This is a genomic window from Halalkalibaculum roseum (assembly GCF_011059145.1).
GTDB lineage: Bacteria > Bacteroidota > Rhodothermia > Balneolales > Balneolaceae > Halalkalibaculum > Halalkalibaculum roseum.
In genome coordinates, this window is record NZ_JAALLT010000004.1 from 203,389 (window position 1) to 217,791 (window position 14,403).

15 protein-coding genes are annotated in these 14,403 nt (G+C 43.8%); 4 read left to right on the forward strand and 11 right to left on the reverse strand.

Features of this window, described 5'->3' with window-relative positions; genetic code table 11:
* Positions 1-497: 497 nt before the first annotated feature.
* The 5 genes from G3570_RS12790 to G3570_RS12810 all read right to left on the reverse strand — a co-directional run bounded on the left by G3570_RS12790 (position 498) and on the right by G3570_RS12810 (position 3,440).
* The gene (locus G3570_RS12790; protein WP_165142978.1) at positions 498-1,784 is read right to left on the reverse strand and encodes an acetyl-CoA hydrolase/transferase family protein; all 1,287 of its coding nucleotides are present in this window, start codon (positions 1,782-1,784) and stop codon (positions 498-500) included.
* Between the two features lie 50 nt (positions 1,785-1,834).
* The gene (locus tag G3570_RS12795; protein ID WP_165142980.1) at positions 1,835-2,248 is read right to left on the reverse strand and encodes a cbb3-type cytochrome c oxidase subunit I; all 414 of its coding nucleotides are present in this window, start codon (positions 2,246-2,248) and stop codon (positions 1,835-1,837) included.
* A complete protein-coding gene (locus G3570_RS12800) occupies positions 2,248-2,712 on the reverse strand; it encodes a hypothetical protein (RefSeq protein ID WP_165142982.1) in 465 nt (154 codons plus the stop codon). Before G3570_RS12800 ends, G3570_RS12795 begins: the two co-directional genes overlap by 1 nt.
* Positions 2,712-2,921, reverse strand: a complete 210-nt coding sequence (locus tag G3570_RS12805; RefSeq protein WP_165142984.1) for a DUF3565 domain-containing protein — start codon at positions 2,919-2,921, stop codon at positions 2,712-2,714. The genes G3570_RS12800 and G3570_RS12805 overlap by 1 nt, the downstream gene beginning before the upstream one ends.
* Before the next feature lie 66 nt (positions 2,922-2,987).
* Entirely contained in the window at positions 2,988-3,440 is a 453-nt protein-coding gene (locus tag G3570_RS12810) for a hypothetical protein (RefSeq protein WP_165142986.1), read from the reverse strand.
* A 421-nt stretch (positions 3,441-3,861) separates the two neighbouring features.
* Here G3570_RS12810 and G3570_RS12815 point away from each other — a divergent pair, with 421 nt between their 5' ends.
* The 4 genes from G3570_RS12815 to G3570_RS12830 all read left to right on the forward strand — a co-directional run bounded on the left by G3570_RS12815 (position 3,862) and on the right by G3570_RS12830 (position 9,797).
* Positions 3,862-5,952 (forward strand): multiheme c-type cytochrome, encoded by a 2,091-nt coding sequence (locus G3570_RS12815; protein WP_165142988.1) that lies wholly within the window; start codon positions 3,862-3,864, stop codon positions 5,950-5,952.
* A gap of 6 nt (positions 5,953-5,958) precedes the next feature.
* Positions 5,959-7,737 (forward strand): CRTAC1 family protein, encoded by a 1,779-nt coding sequence (locus tag G3570_RS12820; RefSeq protein WP_165142990.1) that lies wholly within the window; start codon positions 5,959-5,961, stop codon positions 7,735-7,737.
* A gap of 17 nt (positions 7,738-7,754) precedes the next feature.
* On the forward strand, positions 7,755-8,627 hold the full coding sequence (locus tag G3570_RS12825) for a tetratricopeptide repeat protein (protein ID WP_165142992.1): 873 nt from the start codon (positions 7,755-7,757) through the stop codon (positions 8,625-8,627).
* Positions 8,628-8,720: 93 nt separating this feature from the next.
* Positions 8,721-9,797: a 3-oxoacyl-ACP synthase III family protein gene (locus tag G3570_RS12830; protein ID WP_165142994.1), complete on the forward strand. Its 1,077-nt coding sequence runs from the start codon at positions 8,721-8,723 to the stop codon at positions 9,795-9,797.
* 220 nt (positions 9,798-10,017) lie between these two features.
* Here the strand turns inward: G3570_RS12830 and G3570_RS12835 are convergent, their stop codons facing one another.
* The 6 genes from G3570_RS12835 to G3570_RS12860 form a co-directional block, all read right to left on the reverse strand.
* Entirely contained in the window at positions 10,018-10,497 is a 480-nt protein-coding gene (locus tag G3570_RS12835) for a Dps family protein (RefSeq protein ID WP_165142996.1), read from the reverse strand.
* A gap of 32 nt (positions 10,498-10,529) precedes the next feature.
* Positions 10,530-10,985 (reverse strand): OsmC family protein, encoded by a 456-nt coding sequence (locus tag G3570_RS12840; RefSeq protein WP_165142998.1) that lies wholly within the window; start codon positions 10,983-10,985, stop codon positions 10,530-10,532.
* Positions 10,982-11,314, reverse strand: a complete 333-nt coding sequence (trxA, locus tag G3570_RS12845; RefSeq protein WP_165143000.1) for a thioredoxin — start codon at positions 11,312-11,314, stop codon at positions 10,982-10,984. Before trxA ends, G3570_RS12840 begins: the two co-directional genes overlap by 4 nt.
* A 1-nt stretch (position 11,315) precedes the next feature.
* On the reverse strand, positions 11,316-11,576 hold the full coding sequence (locus G3570_RS12850) for a hypothetical protein (RefSeq protein WP_165143002.1): 261 nt from the start codon (positions 11,574-11,576) through the stop codon (positions 11,316-11,318).
* A gap of 208 nt (positions 11,577-11,784) precedes the next feature.
* Positions 11,785-12,861, reverse strand: a complete 1,077-nt coding sequence (locus tag G3570_RS12855; RefSeq protein ID WP_249067088.1) for a CaiB/BaiF CoA transferase family protein — start codon at positions 12,859-12,861, stop codon at positions 11,785-11,787.
* Positions 12,862-13,153: 292 nt separating this feature from the next.
* On the reverse strand, positions 13,154-14,362 hold the full coding sequence (locus tag G3570_RS12860) for a hypothetical protein (RefSeq protein WP_165143004.1): 1,209 nt from the start codon (positions 14,360-14,362) through the stop codon (positions 13,154-13,156).
* Positions 14,363-14,403 lie beyond the last annotated feature (41 nt).

Consider the following 14,403-nt stretch of genomic DNA (forward strand, 5'->3'; position numbering starts at 1 on the left):
CACTGATCACTGCAAAACGGGGGTCCGGGGGTATTGTGGGAAAGACTAGTGCAAAAAAATAAGTTTCACTGTAACAGATAAATGGACTTCCAATCCTACAAGCATCAATTGGTTGAGGAATAGCATGATTTTGCAAAATACGTGAGAAATCACAAAAACCGCTCACACAGTGAGCATTGTTTTTGTGTACACGTACGGGCAAACCATGCCCGAAAGCAATTGCAGCCGGGAGCTTTTTCCCAAAGGGATCCCTGTGGGAGGTTACTTTTGGCGGTCCAAAAGTAACATGAATTAGCTATTCAACAAATTTAGAAGAATGTTTAGACTTTACCACAGCTAATTATTCCGCAGCAGAGCAGCGGAATGAGAGAGGTAAATTTCATCTTCCGGCGCTCAGCTCTGGAAACTAAATTACATAAATATTTAAAAGCTAAGCAGAGAAAAGAGGAAAACTAAGGTTAACTACAGCTTTCCTCTAACCTCCAACTTCCAGCCTTCTAAAACGACTTATTAAACCGCTCACTCGCTGCTTTCTTCAGGCTCTCTCTATGATCGGGATGCGCAATATCAATCAGAGCTTTGGCACGCTGGTGCAGGTTTTTACCGTACAAATTCGCTACTCCATATTCGGTTACTACATAATGCACGTGGGCACGTGTGGTTACCACGCCGGCCCCCTGCTTCAGATGCGGAACAATCTTGCTTTCACCTTTCCCGGTAACCGAAGGCAATGCAATAATAGGCTTACCGCCCTCACTCAGAGAAGCGCCCCTGATGAAGTCCATCTGACCGCCAACCCCGGAATAATGATAGGTACCGATGGAGTCGGCACAGACCTGTCCTGTGATATCCACCTCAATAGCACTGTTGATGGCCGTAACTTTTGGATTTTTACGAATAACGGCCGTGTCGTTCACATAGGCCACATCCAGCATGGAAATCATCGGATTATCATCTACAAAATCGTACAGCTCACGGCTACCCATCACAAAACTGGCTACAATCTTTTCCGGGTGTTTTGCTTTTTTCTTGCCGGTAATCACACCTTTTTCAACCAATTCAATTACCCCATCACTGAACATCTCTGTATGAATGCCAAGGTCCTTATGATTACCCAGTGCTTTCAAGACTGCATTTGGTATGGCACCGATACCCATTTGCAAGGTGGCCCCGTCTTCAACCAGTTCAGCACAGTTGTTACCTATCTGCTGTTCAATTTTAGTGGGATCGGGAATATTGAGCTCGTGCAGTTCTTCATCTGTCTCTACGAGGGCATTAAATCGACTGGCATGAAAGATTCCGTCGCCATGGGTTCTCGGCATATTGGGATTGACCAGGGCTATGGCTTTCTTTGCTGATTGAAGCGCGGCACGGGAGGCATCCACAGATACCCCCAGAGAACAATAGCCGTGTTTATCGGGTGGAGAAACCTGAACCAGGGCCATATCGATTGGGAGAATATTTTTTCTGAACAGGCCCGGCACTTCACTAAGGAAAATGGGCAGGTAATCGGCGCTGCCTTTGTTTACCGCTTTCCGGACATTGGAACCGACAAAAAGGGCGTTGGTATGAAAAGTGTCGCTATACTCCGGCTTCACATAGGGTGCATCCCCTTCCGTATGGAGGTGTATCACTTCAATATGCTCCAGTTCAGGAGCCCGGTCTGCCATTGCATTAATGAGAGGTTGTGGCGCGGCTGCAACACTGTGAACAAATACCCGGTCTCCTGAATTGATCAGTTTAACGGCTTCTTCGGCTGTGGTATACTTATCTTTAAATGACATGTATTCGATGATTATACTATTAATAATTTCTTCCTAGTGGCAGACTTTATTCACTCCCTTGACCGGTAGGTAACAATACGGTTCCAGTGTAACGAAATAAATAAAATAACTGCCGCCAGCTCAAATGATCTTCCTATTTGACTCAGCGGAAAATCCGCTTGTAACAGGTTATTCATAACTACAAAGATGATGCCAAGGTTTAGGAAAACGACCATTAATATCGCAGGCAGTTTCTTTCCTCGCTGAGGACTTTGAAGAAATCTCGGAAGCATCCAATAACCGGTGCCAAGGGTAAGCTGAATAATCCAACCGAAAATGGTTATCTCGATGTGAAGAGGAAGCAGCTGCCAGACAGCCGGGTGCAAAGGATAGGCTTTGTGGATTAGCATCGCGGCTCCCATAAGTGTACCCAGGAAAAGATAGATCAACGAACTGCGAATCATCCAGCGGCTGATTATCGGCATTACGAGTTCTCCCTCTTCTTTTTTCTTTCTCTTTGCCGCTTTCTTTTTTTCCGCTGCTGCTTTTTAGACATGATGCGCGGCCACATCTCAATAATGTAGAAGCCTACAGCCAAAACCTGGAGTAAAGCTGAAAGCACCAAGATAACACTCCATACAGCCGCTGCATTACCGATTGACATAGGTTCTGAAATGATCCTGAGAACCAAGCCGGTATTTAAACAGAAAAAGGTAAGCCATCCCCAGAGTTGCGCCTTAAATCCCTCCTCCCGGTTTCTTCCCGGGAACATCCAGATAGAGACCCCGAAAATAATCTGGGTAATCCACCCCACCATCAGCATATGCCAGAATAAAGGCATTAGTCCGGGAATGACCTGGCTCCCCATTTCAAGGGCAAGCGAAGCTATCATAGAAAGGGCAAAGAAAATCATCCCAGCCTTAATAAATGTACGACTAATAAGAGGCATCAGGGCTCAAAGTCCTTCACTTCATTGCGATCGCATTTTTTACAATCCAATGGATAACCGATGTGTGCCTGTCGCCCGGTTTTACTGACAACCCAAGGGCGCAGCTGCCATGGAGGTGCATGACGAACGTGCTGCGTATGGCCACAGGAAAGCTTGGCTACCCAATCTTCTTCATCATCCTCAAAAAAGTCAATAATTCGTTGGTTCATGTGAGGATAACTAAAGGTATTTATAGAAAAGATGAAATCGTTCTATCCATAATCATCAAATTCGAATTATTTTCTTGCCTTACTGATCTCTTTTCTGAATGCAGTATGACAATCAACGCAACCTTGCTGAACAATTTTATAGTGATGTAAAATATCATTCATTTTCTTTTGTTGTGCCGCTTGCGCAATGGAATCTGCATGGCGATGCACAACCATATCAAAACTGATAAAGCGCTGCATCTCTTCCCCAAGCGTATTTTTCACCAATTTTTTATCTTCTTCGGTCATAACCGGATGTTCAGCGATTGATTTTCCGCCTTTTTCAATCACTGCAAAATCTTCGGTGTAGATTCCTTCATCGATGGTATACATGTCACTGAGCAACACCCTCATCATGGGTACAAGGGGCATCGTTTTGGGTTGCACAGTCGTCAATTCAGACTGAAATGCCATAACTGTAAAAGCCAAAAGTAATGTTATCACTATTAAATGCAGACTACGATCCATTTTTTTGGGCATGACGGTAAATTTTTATTGCTTGACGATTTTGGGATCCTTTCAAACCATATTCAAATCAGAATTAAATCAACCGGTACACATCAGGTGATATCATTTTTAAAAAAATGTATCCGGGGGACCTCGAGAATGTTTTCAAAACCAAAGTTCTACAGGCACCATTAATTATGCCGTTCAATTACAAAATTAAGTACGCTTCCGGTCTTCAGATTACAGACATGCCTTTCTCCATTTTTTTTAGAATTTGCCCGGTTCTGATTTGAGGTTTTCCTTGCCGGGTGAATCTCGGGATACTCAAAGGGTATGCCTGCATGCATATCCTGATGCCTGATCACATTTAATTCCTACTTATCTCAATTTTTTGTTAGTAAAATTTAGAGAATCTTTTATTTTAAGACAAAATAGTATTTAATATTATTTACTTATGGAACCACTCGCCTCCGAATCTTCCGGTGATCAACATTGGACTAAAATGCTACTCATTTTGGTATCCGGGTTTTTGATTTTTGAGACCCTCACCGGATTATCAATTTACCTTCTGCCTTTTAGCATCGGCAACCAGTTCATCGTACTGATACATACCCTGATCGGGGTAATATTCTGCATCCCGTATATCTATTACCAAGTTGAGCACTGGCTTAGGTACCGCAGCCGGCCGCTCAACGATATTAAATTGACCGGATATGTTTCCATGATTGTTGCGGTATCCGCAATGGTTTCCGGAATCATACTGACCTGGCAAGCATTGTTCGCTCCCGGCATTAGCTATTTCTGGAATAAAATTCACATCCTTTCCACGTTTGCATTATTGGCTTCTCTAATTCCCCATATTTCGTTGATCCTTTGGCGCGACTACAGAGCACGTAAGAAAGAGCCAATGGAAGACCGTATTGCAGCCGAAAAAAAATATGGAGTCAATACCCTGATGGCGGTTCTGGTACAATTTGCCCTCGTTCTGCTGTTTATTTACGCTTTCGAACCAACACCGGTAAACAACCAGCTACCTGCAGATTATCACCATCTGGATGAAAATGGTGATCGACCCTTTGCCCCTAGCCTGGCTACTACGGCTGATGGTCAAGGAATAGATGATATTCTCCTGGGAGGGTCGGAATCCTGCAGCAGCTCTGGCTGCCACGAACAGATTGGCAAAGAGTGGGAAGCCAGTGCTCATCGCTATTCAGCCATGGATCCTGCCTTCCGCGCGGTGCAAAATGCCATGGGCAACCAGAAGGGACCGATGTCTACCCGATATTGCGGTGGGTGTCACGATCCGATTTCTCTTTTTTCAGGTACCAAGAACATGTTCAGCGACAGCCTGACCAACAAAACCGGTCTGGAGGAAGGAGTATCTTGCGTTTCCTGCCATGCCATCCAGCAGGCAGATGTATCCGGCAATGCTGAATATGTAATCGCACCCCCGGAGAGATATATTTTTGAATTGAAAGATGGGAAAGCGGCAAAATTAATCAGCGATTTTCTGATCAGGGCTTACCCCAAAAAGCACATTGAAACCTTCCAGAGGCCACTATTCAAAACACCTGAATTCTGCGCCACCTGTCACAAACAATTTATCGATGAAGAAGTGAATAATGTGGGTTGGGTTCAGCTACAAAACCAATTTGACAACTGGAGAAAAAGTCGATGGAATCACCCCAAGGAACCGATGAAAACTGTGGAATGCCGCGAATGTCATATGCCGCTTGTCGACTCTTTCGACCCGGCAAAAGGTGATCCACTAGATTATAATCGTTCCAAAGAGGATGGAAAACACCGAAGCCATAGATTTTTGGGTGCCAACCAGATGGTGCCTACCCTACTGGACCTGCCCGGGGCGGAAGATCATGTAAAACTGGTTGAGGAATGGCTGCGAGGAGAAATTGAAATTCCTGAAATTGCTGATAAATGGGAAAGCGGACCTGCTATACCCATAAAACTGGTGGCACCGGGGGAAATAGAAAGCGGCAGCGATCTGAATATGAGTGTGGTAATAACGAATAATAAAACCGGACATAATTTCCCAACCGGTCCGCTGGATGTTATTCAGGCTTGGCTGGAAATTGTCGTTACCGACCAGGATGGCAATACGATTTACGCCTCAGGTACGCTTGATGAAAAACACTTTATCAAACCGGGAGCTTTTATTTTTAAAGCGGAACCTGTCGATGAGTATAATAATATTATCGATCGGCATAATCTTTGGGAAATGGTTGGCGTTCGCTACAGTCGTGCACTCTTTCCTGGACATTCTGACAATGCCAATTTTGAAATACCTGTTCCCGATTCACTGAGTGCTAAGGAAAATCTTGCCATTCACATTCCATCTAATAAACTCCGTAATTGTGAATCTTCAACTACGTTGACAATCTCAGCAAAGCTGCAGTATCGAAAAATCAACCAGTATCTGATGAATGCTGTCTTTGGCAATGTTTATGATGATCCTACCGCACACATAACTACGCTATCATCCGATCGTAAAGAGATTAAAGTCATTCCGAAACTTTCATCCCGATAACTCATTATGCCACGTAGAAAAAAGAAAATAATCATAACATCGCTATTTATGGCCAGCGCTGTTATCGTTGCAGCCTGGAGCCTTTGGAATGAAGAGGAAAAAAGCCGTTATGTTCCGGGCAGTATGGTCGAAGGATTAACGAATCGCCTTAATCGAGAGATACCGGAAAACTACAAACCTGTATCATTCAAAGACGTAACAAGTGCAGCAGGCATTGAATTCACACATTTCAATAGTGCTCGTACATCCCAGCTTCCGGAAGATATGGGATCGGGAGTGGCATGGTTTGATTATAATAATGACGGCTGGGATGATTTGTTGCTGCTGAATTTTTCTACGCCCCTCGGAGAACAGACGGGAACCGACTCAACAGTAAAAAGAAATAGCTCGTTATTTAAAAACAATCAAGACGGGACCTTCGAAGACGTCAGCCAGCAAGCCGGTTTGGACCTCAATGCCCGTGCCATGGGAATAGCTTCCGGGGATTACAATAATGACGGTTGGCAGGATCTTTTTATAACTGCCTTCGGCGAAAATATGCTGTTTCGGAACAATGGTGACGGTACTTTTTCCGATGTCTCTAAACTTACCGGAATCAGCGGTGAAAAGGGGTTCTGGGCAGGAGCTTCCTGGGCAGACTATGACCGCGATGGTGACCTCGACCTTTATGTAACCGGTTATGTAAAGTACATTGATTTCGGGCTTACCGATGAAGATCTGGCTGCAGAGGAACCGCCAAGCATTAATCCCTCCTCATTCCGTCCTGAAAGAAATCTCTTTTATCGAAATAACGGGAATGGAACCTTCACGGAAGTGGCAAAAGAAGCCGGAATAGTCAATGAATCCGGACGCAGTTTATCAGCTAGTTGGGTAGATATAAATAACGATTTCTGGCCTGATTTATATGTAGCCAATGATGTATCGGATAACATACTATACATTAACCGTCAGGATGGGACCTTTGAAGATTTCAGTCACAGCGCCCATGTAGCTGATTATCGGGGCGCCATGGGAATAGCAACGGGAGACTGGGATACCGATGGCGACATGGATCTATTCATAACGCACTGGATTGCCCAGGAAAACGCACTCTACACCAACCGATGGGTAGATACCTTGGCAAGCAGGGGTCAGGGGCGACTGCAATTTAAAGATGATTCCGCCATACATGGCCTGGGACAATCTTCCCTGGACTTTGTTAGCTGGGCAACTTCTTTTGCCGATTTCGACCTTGACAGCCGACCTGACCTGTTTGTGGTTAATGGCAGTACATTTCAATACCCGGATAACCCATCCAAACTTAAGCCGATGACAGACCAGATATACTGGAACAGTGGTAATAAAGCAGGTTATTTTGACGTATCAGCGGTCAGTGGCCCATATTTCAAAGAAGAACACGTAGGTCGAGGTGCCGCTTATTCTGATTATGACCACGACGGTGACATCGATCTGTTCATCCTAAACCATAATGGACCGGGAATATTACTGAATAATGAGCAAGACCTGGGCAATAACTGGCTCGCAGTCAGGCTCGAACAAACCGGTACCAGTCTCCTGCATGGCACACGAATTCGTGCGGTTTCAGACGGTATCTCCCAAATTCGACAACTTGCATCTCAAAGCTCCTATCTATCCCAGAACAGTATGGTCTCGCATTTTGGTCTGGGTAAGCATCAGATGGTTGATACCCTGGAGATCATTTTGCCAGACGGGCACCGTGAGATATTCACGAATATACAACCAAATCAAATATTTAAAGTAACACCGAATGCAAAAAATCTCTGATAAACTGACTACTTCACATGAATAGGACTTTCATTACTCTTTTTGCGCTTTTGGGATTGGCCTTTCTAGCAGTGACAATTTTAAAATTCGGGCCAAAAGAAGAGCTAGCCGGGGGAGTGACAACAGATACAGTAACACAGACGAACTCAGAAGAAGCAAAGTCCAAGGTTCTTGATTTTTGGAATTATTACAATAATGCCACCGATTTCCGTACCCGGTCACAATATCCGGAAGCCATCAAATATTATCGCTTAGCCTTGGAGATCGATTCCACTCATAAAAACTCCCTGTATTATCTTGGTAATATGTATTTGGCAAATAGTAATTTCAAACAGGCTGAGAAAACATGGAAGACTCTCACTGAATCTCATAACAATAGTGCCCGCGGCCATTTACAATTAGGAAATCTGTACAGCTGCAGACAGGAAAATAATTCCCTATACGACCTAGGTCAGGCTTCAACTCATTTTCAGGCAGCATTCCGTCTAAATAGCGAAGAGACTGGTCCGCTTTTACAACTTGCCAAGATTGATTTGATTCGCGGCGACATTGAGACCTCTGAACGCTTATTGAAAGATGTAACATCCAGCAACTTTAGAAGTATGGAAGCTTATTATTTGTTAGGCTATCTGGCATGGAAGAGGGGTAATCTCAAACAAGCACAACAGCAGTTTGGACAGGCCGTTTCGATACATTCACAAAGTGAAAGTGCACCCTCCAATATTGGTGAAGGAGAAACCAAATCGGGTAATTCGCCTATGATTTCCGATTCCTTTCGTTGTGGCCTTCTTTCAGAATTCATTACCGAACAGATGCTGAACAAACCCGCGGATCAGTTTGAAGTTGAAGCTGTCTACCAACCACTTAATTCTGAGCTGTTAACGTATTGATACTAACCCACTAACCACCTTTTCTATATATGGCATATAACTGATACGTAGAACCACGGAAAAAATCCAACCAACTATTTCTACCCCACTCCCATGAGCAACACAGCCAGTTCCGTCATAACCGGTACAGGATCCTATATACCCCGGCGAAAAATTACTAATAACCATTTTCTTTGTAATAATTTTCTCAATCCGAAAGGCGAACCTTTTGATAAAGAAAACAAAGAGATCATTGAAAAATTTACTTGCATCACGGGAATCAAAGAGCGCCGTTATGCTTCCGACAATATGTTGGCATCAGATATGGGTGCCATAGCGGGTAAACATGCATTGGAATCGGCCCAATTTGAACCGGAGAACCTTGATTTTATAATTGTAGCCCACAACTTTGGAGACATACGTAGTGATAACAGAAAAGTAAATATAGTGCCCAGCTTGGCGTCCCGGATTAAGCATCAGCTGGGAATTCAGAATCCAAACTGCGTCGCCTATGATTTGCCCTTTGGTTGTCCGGGCTGGCTGCAGGGCGTAATACAATCCGACTGTTATATTCGTAGCGGGGATGCACAATCAAGCCTGGTTATAGGTACAGAAACCCTTTCGCGCGTATGCGATCCCCACGATCGTGACAGCATGATATACGCTGACGGTGCCGGAGCGGTTTTACTTGAATCAAGATCATATGAAACCAGGAAAGGGGTTCGAAGTTATGCAAGCAGAACAGATTCAAACGAAGCCTACTATTTGAGGATGGAAACTTCATACAATCCGGAATGTGACGACACACTGTATCTTAAAATGGATGGCCGAAAACTCTATCAGTATGCCCTAACGAACGTACCCGTGGCAATAAAAACGTGCCTGGATAAAGCCGGAATTGACATAGATGGTGTAAGCAAACTACTCATCCACCAAGCAAATGCCAAAATGGATGAAGCCATTTTAGAGCGCCTATTTCAGTTATACGACAAAAGTGAAATTCCTGCAGAATTTATGCCCATGACAATCTCCCGGCTAGGTAACTCTTCCGTTGCCACGGTACCTACCCTGTTAGATTTGGTTCGACGGCGACAAATGAATGGTCACCAAATTGATAGCGGTGACGTTCTCGTACTAGCTTCTGTTGGTGCAGGTATGAATATTAATGCCGTAACCTATGAATTGCCTTAATCTTCTGGTTACAATAATTCGTATGGTCTAGATTTAAAAAGCGGAATACTTTTACCCGGTACTTCAATTACCGCTCCCGATTCAATAGACTGCAGGTGCCTTCAGGAAGGCTTAACCGTTGCCCTTCGAAGTCAACAATATCAACCGGTGATGATTAAGAACTGGTATCTCAAGACACAATTGCCCGGGCCCGTCAACACCCGGGAGGTAACTTGTTAATTTATTGCTTATTCACATAAGCCGAATACATCCACACGAGTTTTTCCTGTTCTCGGATATAATCGCTCATCAAAGCATTGGTTCCTTCATCTTGGGCTTCATCAGAAAGTTCCAGAATATCACGCTGAATGGTGATAAGGGATTTGAAAGCATCAAGAATTTCCCCGACAGCTGTAATGCCGTCTGAAACATGTTTGCTCTCTTTAATCTTTGATTCTTTGATATAATCTGAATACCGATGATCCGGAGAGTACCCGAGCGTTAGAATGCGCTCTGCCACTTCATCAATCTTTACCTGCAGATCATTATATAGCTCTTCAAATTTCACATGAAGCTCAAAAAAATTGACTCCTTTTATATTCCAGTGATACCCACGCGTATTCTGGTAAAACACAGAGTAGTTGGCAAGGAGGGTATTGAGCTTTTTCCCCAGCTTTTTTGCCTTCTCTTTGTCTAAACCAATGTTATTTTTCTTTTCCATAAACGCTATGCTCCAATGTGTTAAGATAAATGTTATTTCATGCTTGCAACCGTCACTTTTGGATCAAAGTGAATTTTTGTTTTAATGGATCGGGTAATAAGGCAGGCTCCCTCGGCTTTTTCAAGTATTCGCATTGCCTTATCTTGAAACTTCTCTTCAGCAATGACCAGCTCCGGGGCGAGGGTAATTTCCGTAACCATAAATTTACCGTCTACTTTTTCGATCTTACCTTCGGCTTTAACATCCAGATCTTCAAAATCCAGTTTAGAGTATTGTGCTATGGCCACAAAAGTAGTCATGAAGCAGCTGCTTACCGAGGAGACAAAGAGGTGCTCGGGCGACCAGATGCCTTCAACCCCTCCATCAAATTGGGGTGGTGTCGCTACTTCAATACGATCATCCAGCTCCGGGGAGCTCATGGTTCCGATTCTACCTTCGTTCCAGGTAAGATCTACCCGGTATAGGTGGTCTTTTTCCTTGGCACTCATAATTCACTCAGTTTTTGGTTAATAATTGATTTAAGTTGCGGAAGCTGAACCACACCTGACTGCTGCCATAGTATTCTGCCGTTCTTGAATAATATCAGGGTCGGTACACCGCGAACCTGGTACTTTATGGCTGCATCAGCATTTTTTTCCGCATCTACTTTGATAATGTTGATCTTGCTACCCATCTCCTTTTTTAAATCTTTTAGAATGGGTGTCATCATCTTGCAAGGGCCGCACCAGTCGGTATAGAAATCCACCAACACCGGTGTATCGGCATTGATAACTTCGGAAAAACTGGACGGAGCTTTACTTTTATCAGTCTTGTTCATATCAGTTTTCTTCTATTGTTGAATATTCAATATTCTTTAACTTCCTATCGTCTTTATTCTGAATCTCTTCCGTTTCCATATTTGCTATACATGAGCCATATACCAGACAACCTTTTCCGGTTATAGACTGGTAGAGCAAAAAGAGTCCAAGCAGTGCAGGTACGGCATCCAGGAAATAGATCGCCTGCCCGCTAAAAAACAAACCGGCCAGAAGGACTATCCATCGACTAAAGTGCCAGTTTCTAAAATTATTCAGGGACATGATAAATTTGGTAACGTTCTTTTTGTGTTTCTTAATTATGAATATGTCCGTTTTTATTAAATACTATGACCATTATCAAAACTCGAATCATGGACCATTAATTTCTATCTGTCATGATTAAAGATAACATTTAAAGAGTAAAATGTCTTAAATAATTCGATACCTATTTCAGTAGAAAATTCATTCCAATCCTGTAATTAACCTGAATTTAGGAGGTCATTTGAAACACCGTGGTTTTGGGACGAATAGTTTGCCTCCCCTCTATTACCTCTTCGAGTAGCAGTCTTTGTGAAGTCTCAGACTCAAACACCTGTTTGATGTTCTTAATCTCCCCGGCCGGAATCTTTTGGTCATGAAGTTTGGAAAGCAGGCCATCCGTTTTGAATGCCTGCAGGGCTTCGTTTAAAATACCGAAAAGCTCTTCCCTGTGTTTAACTCGCTTCTGATTACTGCTAAACCTGGAGTCTTCTACCAGTTCATCACAGTTTAACACCATGCATAATTTCCTGAACTGCCGATCATTGCCGATAGCCAGTGTGATTTTCCGGTTATTTTGCATTTCAAATACTTCTCCATAAGGGGCAATGTGAGGATGCAGGGAACCGATCTGCTGTGGCACATTCCCGTTCATCAGCCAGTCCGTGGCTTGGTTGATCAGAGACGAAACGGCACTTTCATAGAGACTCACCTCAACCAGGCAAGCACTATCTTCACTGTCCTTTTGGGCCAGCATAGCACATAATATGCCCTCTTTAAGCTGATGGGCAGCCAGCAGATCAATCAGGGCAAGCGGCATCTTGGTTGGTGGTGACCAGGGCTGACCATTGATGGACATAAAACCTGCTTCTGCTTGAAGTATGAGATCATAGGCTACCCTGTCGCTTTCACTGCCAAAGCCGGTAATTTTTCCGTAAATAATTGAAGGATTAATCTTTTTTACTTCCTTATATGACAATCCGAATTTTATATCATCTCCCTTTTTGAAATTTGAAATAATAATATCCGCATCCCCGGCCAGTTCCAGTATCGTTTGATGTTCCTCAGTGTCATTAAAATCCAAGAAGACACACTCCTTGTTCCAGTTTACAGATGCATAGTAAGCTGAAGGACCGTTTTCGATTTCATTGGGCGAACGCCACTGACGGGTAACATCTCCGCCGTTTTTGTTCTCCACTTTAAGAACCTCGGCACCCATTTCAGAAAAGAAGTTACCGACCGCAGGTCCTGCGAGAACGCTGGCCAGCTCAAGCACCTTGGTACCTTTGAACAGATTATTATGACTCATTTGAAGTATAAAATTATTGTGGTGAGTAAATTTTAATCAGATGTAAGCTGTGGCTTTTGCTGCTAAAAAACATCCGATTCAAGGTTTTTCTCTATCCATGACTCCCTGACTGGATAATTAATTATGAAACATATCGAAAGCCGACTTAAAAGGAGTTTATGAGTACCTTCCGGACGATAGAACTACTTTGGTGATTTAATGCAAAAGATCGCATTAATGATTCACAAGAAGGTGTTCATTATGTTCTTACACTCTGTGCATATTTGTATAAATATCCATTCATTATACCTGGTTATGTTGACAATTTAACGAAGTAATAAACAGCCGCCATAGAGGGAAGTATGGCAATCCCTGTCACCGTATAAAACTGCCATGTAGCAGACCAGGCCTGGGGCCACAAAGGTGTCAACCAGATCAGGCTGATTAGAACCAATATGATGCCTACCGAAACAGCCAACAGTCCGGTACGGGCCTGCTCTTCGGATAACAGCACGGTAAACAATGTCAGTGAAAAAGCGCCAAGCAGCAATAAGTGCATGTAGAATATGCGCAAGCTGTGAGCTGACATCCAGAATTCAGATGGTAATACCGAAGCCAGCAGTTGAGCAATAGCCTTCAAGACAAACAGACCAAGTATCAGTTTCCAGAATCGGTGCAACCCGAAATCTATTTGCCTAACGATCACAAACAGGTTGAGAGCTAAGCCAATCACGGCCAGTAATCCTCCCAACCTTGCAGCCATCAGTAACTGGCCGGTAAGCAGGGTCTCCGAGATACCATAGGGAAAGGTGAGCGGAGCACCGAATAAGATTAGACCTGCCAGTAAACCTGGAGCCACAGTCACATTTTTAAGCTTCACCCTGAAATGATCATATACTATTCCCAGCAGTACCGTAACTACCCACCCTTCCGTAAATGTAGCCAGAAAGAAATGTGTCAGTGCCTTTCCGTAGAGCGGATTATCCAGTCCCAAAAACTGAACTACGGCTACTCCCCATGCTCCCAGGGAACTGATAAAAAGCATCAACAGGGATGCATCATAAAAAGTCATGGCCAGATCAGTCTCTATAAACTTCCGTTCCTTCCAGTAACCGGCCATAAATCCATACCAGCAGAGCATCACCAGTCCCGAAAGCATAACCGAAACCGGCAGCTCCATCCCGGCCAAAGGTACGGGTCTATAGCCGTAGAGCAGGAAGAAGGGGTATGAGGCAAATCCCAGGAAAAGTGACGCTATAGCCATGCGAGTCATAAGAATATTGGAACCCGTATCCTGTATCTCCCGATTTACTTTTTTGATGATAAGGTACATCGGCAGAGGTACGGCCCAGCAGAAAAACATCAGGTGGGAGTGAGCATGACGGATATGCTCCAGACTCAGACCCCACAAGTCTACACCTATCAAGCCGAGCCGGTATAAAAACCCGGTAAGACCGGCCAGTATGAAAGCTGTCAGAGGCAATTGCCAGAGCCAATCCAGCGACCGTCTCGGATTATTCACAACAGACGTTCATTCTATTCAAATTCTTAAGTGCTACATTT

Coding starts and splice junctions, on each gene's coding strand:
- G3570_RS12795 (WP_165142980.1), bottom strand. CDS start 2,248: ATGCCGATAATCAGCCGCTGGATGATTCGCAGTTCGTTGATCTATCTT.
- G3570_RS12800 (WP_165142982.1), bottom strand. CDS start 2,712: ATGCCTCTTATTAGTCGTACATTTATTAAGGCTGGGATGATTTTCTTT.
- G3570_RS12810 (WP_165142986.1), bottom strand. CDS start 3,440: ATGCCCAAAAAAATGGATCGTAGTCTGCATTTAATAGTGATAACATTA.
- G3570_RS12830 (WP_165142994.1), top strand. CDS start 8,721: ATGAGCAACACAGCCAGTTCCGTCATAACCGGTACAGGATCCTATATA.
- G3570_RS12855 (WP_249067088.1), bottom strand. CDS start 12,861: ATGAGTCATAATAATCTGTTCAAAGGTACCAAGGTGCTTGAGCTGGCC.
- G3570_RS12820 (WP_165142990.1), top strand. CDS start 5,959: ATGCCACGTAGAAAAAAGAAAATAATCATAACATCGCTATTTATGGCC.
- G3570_RS12805 (WP_165142984.1), bottom strand. CDS start 2,921: ATGAACCAACGAATTATTGACTTTTTTGAGGATGATGAAGAAGATTGG.
- G3570_RS12850 (WP_165143002.1), bottom strand. CDS start 11,576: ATGTCCCTGAATAATTTTAGAAACTGGCACTTTAGTCGATGGATAGTC.
- G3570_RS12825 (WP_165142992.1), top strand. CDS start 7,755: ATGAATAGGACTTTCATTACTCTTTTTGCGCTTTTGGGATTGGCCTTT.
- G3570_RS12835 (WP_165142996.1), bottom strand. CDS start 10,497: ATGGAAAAGAAAAATAACATTGGTTTAGACAAAGAGAAGGCAAAAAAG.
- G3570_RS12790 (WP_165142978.1), bottom strand. CDS start 1,784: ATGTCATTTAAAGATAAGTATACCACAGCCGAAGAAGCCGTTAAACTG.
- G3570_RS12815 (WP_165142988.1), top strand. CDS start 3,862: ATGGAACCACTCGCCTCCGAATCTTCCGGTGATCAACATTGGACTAAA.
- trxA (WP_165143000.1), bottom strand. CDS start 11,314: ATGAACAAGACTGATAAAAGTAAAGCTCCGTCCAGTTTTTCCGAAGTT.
- G3570_RS12840 (WP_165142998.1), bottom strand. CDS start 10,985: ATGAGTGCCAAGGAAAAAGACCACCTATACCGGGTAGATCTTACCTGG.